Consider the following 10,092-nt stretch of genomic DNA (forward strand, 5'->3'; position numbering starts at 1 on the left):
AGCCTGCTCGCGAAGACGGCCAGACAGCCGACCAATTTCTAACTGAAAACACCCGATCCCACTGTGGGAGCTGGCTTGCCAGCGATGGCGGCCTGACAGCCGACCAATTTCCAACAGACCGCACCCATTCCCACTGTGGGAGCGAGCTTGCTCGCGAAGGCGGACTGACAGCCGACCAATCTCTAACTGATCACACCCATTCCCACGGTCGGAGCCAGCCTGCTGGCGATGAGGCCCTCTCAGGCAACACTCTCTTCTCGCTGTACTCAAATGACCGTTCCCACACCACTGCATGGAAACGATCACTCATCACTACATCAACTCAAGTCGCCACATTCAGGTACTTGCCCACCGGCGCAGCATTGTCCAGCGAGTACTGTTTGCTCAAGTTGGCAATCATCCGGTTCAGCGCTTCGCTGGTGGTCTGGTTGCTGGCGGTCCTTTCTTCAGGCGGGCGTTCCCGACCTGCCTGTAGCGCCGCTTTCAGTTCGTCGCTGCTCACGTCGCCGCTGCTGTCGCTGTCCAGCGCTTTGAGCAGTGCAGCGCTGGTGTCGGTGCTGTTCGTTGAGGTGTTGTCGCGGGTCTGTAGCGCGCTGCTCAGTTCGGTGGCGCTGATGCTGCCGTCACCATCGGCATCCAGTTGGCTGAACAGTTCATCACTGGAAGTTTGCTGCGGTGGCGGTGGTGGCGGGGTGAGGCTGGCGGTGAGTTCGTCCTGGCTGACGGTGCCGTCCTTGTTCTTGTCCAGCGCGGAGAAGATCTGGTTGCTGTCGGCGCTGCTGCCGGCGCTGGTGAGGCCGTTGCTCAGTTCGTCGCTGCTGATGGCGCCGTCGCCATCGGTGTCGAGGGCGCTGATCAGGGCGTCGGCGAGGTCGGTGTTCGGGGCCTGGTCGTTGGGCGCCGGAGGGGGCGCCATGGCGGTCATTTCTTCGGCGCTGAGGCTGCCGCTGGCGTCGCTGTCCAGGTCGCCGAATTGCTTGCTCAGGTTGACCAGCAAACCGTCGTCGGATTTCTGCGACAGGGCGCTTTTCAGTTCGTCCTGGTCCACCGCGCCGTCGCCGTTGCTGTCGAGTTTGGCGAACAGTTGCTTTTGCAGTTGCTGGCTGCGGGCGTTCTGGGTGCTGCTGGTGCTGGTATAGCTCGTGTAGTTGCTGACGCTACCGATCATGGGCTCACTCCTTGGACTGTAAAGCCGGTCGGTGTACCGGCTGGTACAGACTCAAGGAGCTAGTTGTCCTGGGTATTTGGATTTTGTACCGGGTGGTACACAGTCGCGGAAACACCAGAAATCCACAGGGGGACAGGTGTTCTTCTCAGGCGCGCGGCAGGCGGATGATTGCGGTCAGGCCGCCGCCGGGAGTTTCTTCCAGGTTCAATTGCCCGCCCAAACGCTGCGCCGCTTCACGGGCAATGGTCATGCCCAGGCCGACGCCGCCGGAGTTGCGGTTGCGGGAGCCTTCCAGGCGATAGAACGGTTCGAACACCGCCTCGCGTTGGTCTGCGGCTATGCCCGGGCCGTGGTCGATCACGCGGATCAGCAGTTGTTCGCGTTGATCCTGCAGTTCGATGCGCGCCTGCCCGGCGTAGCGCAGGGCATTGTCCATCAGGTTATTGATGCACGAGCGCAGCGCCATCGGTTGCACCTGCAGCGGCGCGCAATGGCCGCTGACTTCAACGTCCGCGCCTTGGTCCTGGGCGTTTTCACACAATGATTCGACCAGCGCCTGCACATCCATCAACTGCAGGGCTTCGCTGGTGCGCTGTTCGTGCAGGTAGGTGAGGGTGGCGTCGAGCATGCCGATCATGTCGTTGAGGTCCTGGCGCATCTGACCTTGCAGTTTTTCGTCGTCGATCTGTTCCAGTCGCAGTTTCAGTCGCGACAGCGGGGTGCGCAGGTCGTGGGAGACGGCGCCGAGCATGCGTGCTCGTTGTTGCACCTGTTCGCGGATGCGTTGTTGCATCAGATTGAAGGTGTGCGCCGCTTGCCGTGCCTCACGCGGGCCGGACTCGTCCAGCGGTGGGCTGTCGAGGTTTTCGCTCAGACGCTCGGCGGCGTCGCTCAGGCGCTGGATCGGTCGGCTGAGCAGTTTGGCGCCGTACCACGCAGCAATCATCAGCGAGATGAACTGGAACGTCAGCGGCACCAGCGGCCCGCCGAACCACGGACGTGGCGGGCGATGGGCGAAACGCGGATCCGGCGGCGGCCGTTGGCCGTCGACGCCCTCGGCAAATTCCGGCGGGGGCGGCGGTGGGGGCGGGCCGTAGTGGTGAAACCAGGCAAAGGCCAGCAGATGCGCCAGGACGATCGCCACGAACAGCATGCCAAACAGGCGGCCGAACAGCGTGTCGAAGCGCCCTCGCATCAGCCGATATCCCGCGCGTCGAACAGGTAACCTTCACCGCGCACAGTCTTGATCAACTGCGGGGCTTTCGGGTCGTCGCCGAGTTTTTGTCGCAGGCGCGACACCAGCAAGTCGATGCTGCGGTCGAACGCTTCGATCGAACGGCCACGGGCGGCATCCAGCAGTTGTTCGCGGCTGAGTACCCGGCGCGGGCGTTCAATGAACACCCAAAGCAAGCGGAATTCGGCATTGGACAGCGGCACCACCAGACCATCGTCGGCAATCAGCTGACGCAGCACGCTGTTCAGGCGCCAGTTGTCGAAGCGGATGTTGGCCCGCTGTTCGGTGCGGTCATCGCGCACCCGGCGCAGGATGGTCTGGATCCGCGCCACCAGTTCCCGTGGCTCGAACGGTTTGGCCATGTAGTCGTCGGCGCCCAGTTCCAGACCGATGATGCGGTCGGTGGGTTCGCAGCGGGCGGTGAGCATGAGGATCGGGATGTCCGATTCGGCACGCAGCCAGCGGCACAGCGACAGGCCGTCTTCGCCGGGCAGCATCAGGTCGAGCACCACCACGTCGAAATGTTCGGCCTGCATCGCCTGGCGCATGGCTGCGCCGTCGGTGACGCCGCTGGCGTGGATGTTGAAGCGCGCGAGGTAGTCGATCATCAGCTCGCGGATCGGCACATCGTCATCGACGATCAGCGCGCGGATGCTCCAGCGCTTGTCGTCTTTCTGCTCATCAGTCACGGTCGTTTGGGTGTTGTGCATGGGGCTGTTCATCTGCCAGTAGGCCGCCAACCACAAAGATGGGCTGCGAGGTGGTGGTTTCAGCATAGGCGTCCTGCCGTGAGGCGGGAAGTGCTGATGTAAGGACGTGTTGCGGCTGGCGAGGCTAGCGCGGGCGCTTGTTGGCGGCGTGTCGGTTGTGTATCGGGTTCGACACAATAGCCGCGAGCGCTATGCTGATCACGGTTGCGGCGACGATTTACCGATCATCGGGTGCCGCGCCGTCGCCGCTTCCGCTACAATGCGCGCCGATTTCGACTTGCCTGAGAGCCCATCCATGTCCGCCTGCCAGACTCCTATCATCGTCGCCCTGGATTTCCCTACCCGTGACGCCGCACTGAAGCTGGCCGACCAGTTGGACCCGAAACTGTGCCGGGTCAAAGTGGGCAAGGAACTGTTCACCAGTTGTGCCTCGGAAATCGTCGGCACCCTGCGTGACAAAGGCTTCGAGGTGTTCCTCGACCTGAAATTCCATGACATTCCCAACACCACCGCGATGGCCGTGAAAGCCGCTGCCGAGATGGGCGTGTGGATGGTCAACGTGCATTGCTCCGGTGGCCTGCGCATGATGGCGGCCTGCCGTGAAGAGCTCTCCAAGCGCAGCGGCCCGCAACCGCTGCTGATCGGCGTGACCGTGCTGACCAGCATGGAGCGCGAGGATCTGGCCGGCATCGGTCTGGACATCGAGCCGCAGGAGCAGGTGCTGCGTCTGGCCGCGCTGGCCGAGAAGGCCGGAATGGACGGTCTGGTGTGCTCGGCGCTGGAAGCCACCGCACTGAAGTCGGCGCATCCTTCGCTGCAACTGGTGACCCCGGGGATTCGCCCGGCGGGCAGCGCGCAGGACGATCAGCGCCGTATCCTGACCCCACGTCAGGCGCTGGATGCCGGTTCCGATTACCTGGTGATCGGCCGTCCGATCAGCCAGGCGGCGGATCCAGCCAAGGCCCTGGCGTCGGTCGTGGCCGAACTGGCCTGATCGGTTTCCGCAGGTATTAGCATTACCTGTAGGAGCTGCCGAAGGCTGCGATCTTTTGATTTTGCTTGTTAAAGGCAAGATCAAAAGATCGCAGCCTTCGGCAGCTCCTACAGAGGCTGCGATTTTTTGTTTTAGATTTTCAGCACCAACTTGCCGAAGTTCTCCCCGCTGAACAATTTCATCAGTGTCTCCGGAAAGGTCTGCAGACCTTCGACGATGTCTTCCTTGCTTTTGAGTTGTCCCTTGGCCATCCAGCCGGCCATTTCCTGCGCGGCACTGGCGTATTGCGCGGCGTAGTCCATCACCACAAAGCCCTCCATGCGTGCGCGGTTGACCAGCAATGACAGGTAGTTGGCCGGGCCTTTGACCGCTTCCTTGTTGTTGTACTGGCTGATGGCGCCGCAAATCACCACCCGGGCTTTTGGCGCCAGACGACTGAGCACGGCGTCGAGGATCTCGCCGCCGACGTTATCGAAATACACATCCACGCCTTTCGGGCACTCGCGCTTGAGCCCGGCCAGCACGTCTTCGTGCTTGTAATCGATGGCGCCGTCGAAGCCCAGTTCATCGATCAGGTACTTGCACTTGTCGGCTCCGCCGGCGATGCCCACCACCCGGCAACCCTTGATCTTGGCGATCTGCCCGGCAATGCTGCCTACCGCGCCCGCAGCCCCGGACAGCACCACGGTGTCACCAGCCTTTGGTGCGCCGACGTCGAGCAACGCGAAGTAAGCGGTCATGCCGGTCATGCCCAGTGCAGACAAATACACCGGCAGCGGCGCCAGTTTCGGATCTACCTTGTAGAAACCTCTGGGCTCGCCGAGGAAGTAATCCTGCACACCGACGGCGCCGTTGACGTAGTCGCCGACGGCAAAGCCCGGGTTGTTCGAAGCGATGACTTTGCCGACGCCCAGAGCGCGCATCACTTCACCGATTTCCACCGGCGGGATGTAGGACTTGCCCTCGTTCATCCAGCCACGCATGGCCGGGTCGAGGGACAGATATTCGTTCTTGACCAGAATCTGCCCTGCCGCAGGTTCGCCGACCGGGACTTCCTGATAAGTGAAGGTCTCGCGGGTGGCAGCACCCACTGGGCGTTTGGCGAGCAGGAATTGGCGATTGGTCTGGCTGGTCATGGCAGGCACTCGAACTGAATGAAGCCTTGTTGATAGACCCTCAAGGCCAATGCTGCAAGGTGGGCTGATGTGGCGAATGCACAATGATCCAGTGCAGTGATAGTCGCCCGGCGGGTTTTATCACTGCGACGCATGAAGGCATAAACAGCCTTCTGATAGTGCTGATGCGGGGCGGGCCGTGATGGCTATGCTGCGAGTCTGCAAACCCTCCTGCATCTCTCCTCCGAGGACATAACAATGAGCATGACGTTTTCCGGTCAGGTTGCCGTAGTCACTGGCGCGGCCAATGGCATTGGCCGCGCGACCGCCCAGGCGTTCGCCGCCGAAGGCCTGAAAGTGGTGGTGGCCGATCTGGACGCGGCAGGGGGCGAGGGTACGGTGGCGCTGATTCGTACAGCCGGTGGTGAAGCAACCTTCGTGCGCTGCAACGTTACCGTTGAAAGCGAAGTGAAGAATCTGATGGACGAGGTGATCAATACTTACGGACGTCTCGACTATGCCTTCAACAATGCCGGGATCGAAATCGAACAGGGCAAGTTGGCAGACGGCTCGATGGACGAGTTCGACGCGATCATGGGCGTCAACGTCAAGGGCGTCTGGCTGTGTATGAAGTACCAGTTGCCGTTGCTGCTGGCCCAGGGCGGCGGGGCGATCGTCAACACTGCTTCGGTGGCAGGGCTTGGCGCGGCACCGAAGATGAGCATCTATGCGGCGTCCAAACACGCGGTGATTGGCCTGACCAAATCGGCGGCGATCGAATACGCGAAGAAGAAAATCCGCGTCAACGCTGTGTGCCCGGCGGTGATCGACACTGACATGTTCCGCCGGGCCTACGAGGCCGATCCGAAAAAGGGCGAGTTCGCCAATGCGATGCACCCGGTGGGGCGTATCGGCAAGGTCGAGGAAATCGCCAGTGCCGTGCTGTATCTGTGCAGTGATGGCGCGGCGTTCACCACCGGTCACTCTCTGGCCGTGGATGGCGGCGTTACTGCTTTCTGAAACGATTCTGTCAGCCATGAAGAAACTCGCCATCGTGCGGGTTTTTTCATGGCTGGCGATCCGTCCCGTTAAACCGCTAAACAATGTGTATCAAACGGTTAGAACGGCTGCTTTTGACGGCGTTGTCGCACAGCCTGAACGACGCGGCTGTGATTTACTGCCGCCAGCAAAACGGACAGGAGTTTGCGTGCTCATGGAATTGAGAATTGACCGACAGGCAATGGTGCCGGTCGTACAGCAGATTGTTGATGGAATGACCGAGTGGATCTCGCGAACGGGTGTGGCGCCGAGCACGCGACTGCCCTCCGTCAGACAGATAGCACGCTCCAATCTGCTCAGCCAGTCGTGTGTGGCCGAGGCCTGCGAGCGGCTGGTGGCGCAAGGTATCCTGGCCCCGCGGCAGGGCGCGGGATTCATGGTCGCCGCGCACAGCCGCGCTTTGCTCGGGCTTGAATACGGGCGGGCCGAGAGCGGTTTGAAACTCGGTGAGGGTGGTTTGCCGCAAAGCTGGCGCGAGTCCGATGACCTCAGCTATGCAATCCGTCAGGTGGCGCGAACCGACATGGCGAGTCTGTTCAATTACAGCACCCCGCTGGGGTTTGCGGCGCTGCGTGCGCAGATCGTCAAGCGTCTCAGGCTGATCGACATCCAGGCCCCGGCGGAACAGGTGCTGACGACCTCCGGTGCCAGCCAGGCGCTGGATCTGCTCGTGCGCACGCTGGTTAAGGCCGGGGACTGCGTTGTTGTCGAAACCCCGGGCTATGCGCCGCTGTTCGAGCTGTTGCGCCTGCGTGGCGCGCAGTTGCTGGAAGTCCGGCGTACGCCAAGCGGGCCTGACCCTCAGGCGCTGGAGGCACTGTTGCGCCAGTGCCGGCCCGTCGCGATGTTCGTCAACAGCCATCACCACAATCCCACCGGCTCCTGCCTGAGTCCGTGTGTGGCACAGCAGATCCTGCGATTGTGCAACGCGCACGATGTGCAACTGATCGAAGACGATGTCTACGCCGATCTGCACAATGGCAACGGTGTACGCCTGGCCGCACTTGATGAACGGGTGATTTACGTCGGCAGTTTTTCCAAGACGCTGAGCAGCTCGCTGCGCGTCGGGTTTGTGTACGCCGGGCCAGAACTGATCGCGCGTCTGGCCCGGGTCAAGATGATCAGCAGCATGGGAGCTTCGAGTTTCAATGAAGCGGTGCTGGCGAGCCTGCTGGCCAGTGGCGCCTATCGAAAAATGGTCCAGCGCCAGCGTCAACGCCTGAATACCGACCGCGTCGCCGCATTGCAGGCATTGGAGGACGCAGGCTGGGAGGTTTTCGGCAAGCCGTGTGGCGGCCTGTTCATCTGGGCCCGCTCACCGCTGAGTGATCCGGAGCGCTTGCACAGGCACGCGCAGTGCAGTGGTGTCAGTCTCAGTCCTGCGGGGGCTTTCAGTCCGAGCGGCGAGATCAGTGAGTGGCAGCGAATCAATGTGGCCTATGCCTGTGATCCACGGGCCCGGCAGTTTTTTCGCAGTACCGGCGTGAATCGACCTCAAGCGTTCTGAAAACGACGCGTGCGTAGCTTTTTGCCATTATTCCGACGCCAGAGACTTGTGCTGCTCCATGACCGTTGCGAATCTTCGGCAATAGACTTTGGCAGGGGACTACGCGCAATGATTTCGGCCGTGCAAGGACGTTTTGCCAACCTCGGTATGGCAAAGAAACTGGGTCTCGGGTTCGTACTGGTGCTGCTGTTGACTGCGCTGGTGGCTGCCATTGGAGTCTGGTCCCTGCAGACCATCAGCCAGCGCTTCGACGGCTTGAAGCAAATGTCGTCGCTCAACAGTGCCTTGCTCAAGGTGCGGTTGCTGGAGCAGGACTATGCGCTGCACAGCAATCCGAAAACGGTTGATGCCGTGCACGAGGGCGTCGACGGTCTGTTGGCCCAGGCCGCGCAACTCAAGGCGCAGACGCCGGCGAACGGGGCGGTGATGAGCGATGTCGAGCAAGCCTTGGGCGACTATCGCAAGGCGTTTGACGAGTTCGTTTCACTGACCCAGGCCAAGGACCTGGCGCTGGAAATGGCCAGTTGGTCGGTGTCCAGCGTGGCCAATAACCTGGACGTGCTGCAAGCCGGGCTGGCCGATGATGGCGCGTACACGTTAAAGGACAGCGAAGGCAAGGATGGCGCGCAGTTCATCGAACAGGCCAGTCAGGTCAGTCAGGTGTCGCGGTTGATGCTGCAAGCGATGAACGAGGCACGGGTTCGTCTCGATCAGAGCCGCAAAGGCGATGCCGACAGTGCCGGCAGGGGCAGCATTGAGCAGGCGGCCCAGGCCCAGGCTCAGGCCGAGCAGTTGAAGACCACGGTCAAGGATGAGGGCTATCTGACGGTACTCAATGAAGTATCCGGGCACATCGCCGGTTTCAACGACAAGCTCGCCGAGTACACCGGCCTGCTGGCCCAGGAGAAAACCGTCTACGAACAGTTGCACCAGCGTGCGGCGCAGGTGATGGAGCGCGTGGATCAGGCGTATGGCGCCGAGGATGGAGCGATGCAGGCGGAATTGAAGAAAAACTCGGTGTTGATCATCGGTTCTTCGGCGCTGGCATTGCTGGTCGGGCTGATTGCCGCGTGGCTCATCACCCGGTTGATCGTCGCGCCGTTGCGCAGTGTGATGCGGGTGGCGCAACAGATTGCGGCCGGGGATTTGAGTGCGAGGGTGGAGGTCACCCGGCGTGATGAGATCGGGCAACTGATGCTGGCGATGCAGCAGATGGGCACTGGGCTGAGCACGATCGTCAGCGGTTTGCAGGCGGGCATCGAGCAGTTGGCCAGTTCCGCGCAATCGCTGTCGGCGGTCACCGAGCAGACCAACCTTGAGGTCAACAGCCAGAAGGAAGAGACCGAGCAAGTGGCCACGGCCATGAACCAGATGACCGCCACCGTGCATGACGTGGCGCGCAATGCCGAGGAAGCCGCGCTGGCCGCACAAACGGCGGATGACAAGGTCGAGAGCGGGCAGCAGGTGGTGCGCCAGAGCATGGTGCGGATCGAGCAACTGGCGGATTCGGCGACATCAGCCAGTTCGAGCATCGAAAGCCTCAGTGCGCAGATCCAGAACATCGGTACGGTGCTGGATGTGATCAAGAGCGTTGCCGAGCAGACCAATCTGCTGGCGCTCAACGCCGCGATCGAGGCGGCGCGGGCCGGGGAACAGGGCAGGGGCTTTGCGGTGGTGGCTGATGAGGTTCGTGCGTTGGCGCGACGTACGCAGCAGTCGACGGAGGAGATCGAGCGGCTGGTCAGCGCGTTGCGTTCGGCAGCGCATGCTTCCGTGCAGCAAATTCAGAGCAGCGGCGAGTTGGTGAAGCTGGCGGTCAGTGATGCCCTGCAGACTGAAAGTGCGCTGGGGAGTATTGCGGCGGCGGTGTCGTTGATTCAGCAGATGAATCAGCAGATTGCGGCGGCGGCCGAGGAGCAGAGTTCGGTGGCCGAGGAGATTAATCGCAGTGTGACGAGTATTCGTGCGAGTGCGGATCAGTCTTCGATGGCGATGCAGGGGAATGCGGTTTCGAGTGTTGAGCTGGCGCGGTTGGGGGGGGAGCTCAAGGGGATGGTGGGGCATTTTCGGCTTTGACTTGGCGGCCTCTGGGCCGACCAGGTTCTTGGGGTTTTGGGTGTATATCCGTTTTTTTGGGTGTTGCGGCTGACGGTTTCGCTCTTACAGCGACTCCCTTTGGCAAACGCCCCAAAGGAAGCAAAGGTCTTTGGCCCCAACGTACGGCCCTCGCCGTGGCTCGGGTGCCTTCGCTCCGGGATTCATCCGGGGGCATCGCCTCCGGTTTGCTTCGCTGCACCTCCTCTCG

7 protein-coding genes and 2 pseudogenes are annotated in these 10,092 nt (G+C 61.7%); 5 read left to right on the forward strand and 4 right to left on the reverse strand.

The features are described 5' to 3' along the window. Nucleotides 1–322: 322 nt before the first annotated feature. The 3 genes from xopAW to OC71_RS23025 all read right to left on the reverse strand — a co-directional run bounded on the left by xopAW (nt 323) and on the right by OC71_RS23025 (nt 3,124). Nucleotides 323–1,168 (reverse strand): EF-hand domain-containing protein, encoded by an 846-nt coding sequence (xopAW, locus tag OC71_RS23015; protein ID WP_041073739.1) that lies wholly within the window; start codon nt 1,166–1,168, stop codon nt 323–325. A gap of 145 nt (nt 1,169–1,313) precedes the next feature. Then, complete coding sequence (locus OC71_RS23020) at nt 1,314–2,363, reverse strand: HAMP domain-containing sensor histidine kinase (protein WP_041073742.1); 1,050 nt, start codon at nt 2,361–2,363, stop codon at nt 1,314–1,316. Then, nucleotides 2,363–3,124, reverse strand: coding sequence for a response regulator (locus tag OC71_RS23025; RefSeq protein ID WP_371260451.1), 762 nt, complete (start codon nt 3,122–3,124; stop codon nt 2,363–2,365). Before OC71_RS23025 ends, OC71_RS23020 begins: the two co-directional genes overlap by 1 nt. A gap of 283 nt (nt 3,125–3,407) precedes the next feature. Between OC71_RS23025 and pyrF the strand changes: the two genes are divergently transcribed. Further along, nucleotides 3,408–4,106 (forward strand): orotidine-5'-phosphate decarboxylase, encoded by a 699-nt coding sequence (pyrF, locus tag OC71_RS23030; RefSeq protein WP_041073746.1) that lies wholly within the window; start codon nt 3,408–3,410, stop codon nt 4,104–4,106. A 131-nt stretch (nt 4,107–4,237) separates the two neighbouring features. On the opposite strand, the gene OC71_RS23035 is transcribed toward pyrF, so the two are convergent. Continuing rightward, nucleotides 4,238–5,242 carry an NADP-dependent oxidoreductase gene (locus OC71_RS23035; protein WP_041073748.1) on the reverse strand — a complete coding sequence of 335 codons (1,005 nt, stop codon included), beginning with the start codon at nt 5,240–5,242 and terminating at the stop codon, nt 4,238–4,240. A 237-nt stretch (nt 5,243–5,479) separates the two neighbouring features. Here OC71_RS23035 and OC71_RS23040 point away from each other — a divergent pair, with 237 nt between their 5' ends. From OC71_RS23040 to OC71_RS28830, 4 genes and pseudogenes are all read left to right on the forward strand, one after another. Further along, nucleotides 5,480–6,241, forward strand: coding sequence for an SDR family oxidoreductase (locus tag OC71_RS23040; RefSeq protein WP_041073750.1), 762 nt, complete (start codon nt 5,480–5,482; stop codon nt 6,239–6,241). A gap of 193 nt (nt 6,242–6,434) precedes the next feature. Continuing rightward, complete coding sequence (locus OC71_RS23045; RefSeq protein ID WP_041073752.1) at nt 6,435–7,787, forward strand: PLP-dependent aminotransferase family protein; 1,353 nt, start codon at nt 6,435–6,437, stop codon at nt 7,785–7,787. A gap of 147 nt (nt 7,788–7,934) precedes the next feature. Continuing rightward, nucleotides 7,935–9,002, forward strand: a pseudogene (locus tag OC71_RS28825) (HAMP domain-containing protein); the annotation flags it as partial. 267 nt (nt 9,003–9,269) lie between these two features. Then, nucleotides 9,270–9,863: pseudogene (locus OC71_RS28830) on the forward strand (methyl-accepting chemotaxis protein); the annotation flags it as partial. Nucleotides 9,864–10,092 lie beyond the last annotated feature (229 nt).

The organism is Pseudomonas sp. W15Feb9B, assembly GCF_000828175.1.
In the GTDB taxonomy this organism is placed as follows: domain Bacteria; phylum Pseudomonadota; class Gammaproteobacteria; order Pseudomonadales; family Pseudomonadaceae; genus Aquipseudomonas; species Aquipseudomonas parakoreensis.

Excerpts from the sequence above, each read along its gene's own strand:
- xopAW (WP_041073739.1), bottom strand. The coding sequence starts at position 1,168 with ATGATCGGTAGCGTCAGCAACTACACGAGCTATACCAGCACCAGCAGC.
- OC71_RS23020 (WP_041073742.1), bottom strand. The coding sequence starts at position 2,363 with ATGCGAGGGCGCTTCGACACGCTGTTCGGCCGCCTGTTTGGCATGCTG.
- OC71_RS23025 (WP_371260451.1), bottom strand. The coding sequence starts at position 3,124 with ATGAACAGCCCCATGCACAACACCCAAACGACCGTGACTGATGAGCAG.
- pyrF (WP_041073746.1), top strand. The coding sequence starts at position 3,408 with ATGTCCGCCTGCCAGACTCCTATCATCGTCGCCCTGGATTTCCCTACC.
- OC71_RS23035 (WP_041073748.1), bottom strand. The coding sequence starts at position 5,242 with ATGACCAGCCAGACCAATCGCCAATTCCTGCTCGCCAAACGCCCAGTG.
- OC71_RS23040 (WP_041073750.1), top strand. The coding sequence starts at position 5,480 with ATGAGCATGACGTTTTCCGGTCAGGTTGCCGTAGTCACTGGCGCGGCC.
- OC71_RS23045 (WP_041073752.1), top strand. The coding sequence starts at position 6,435 with ATGGAATTGAGAATTGACCGACAGGCAATGGTGCCGGTCGTACAGCAG.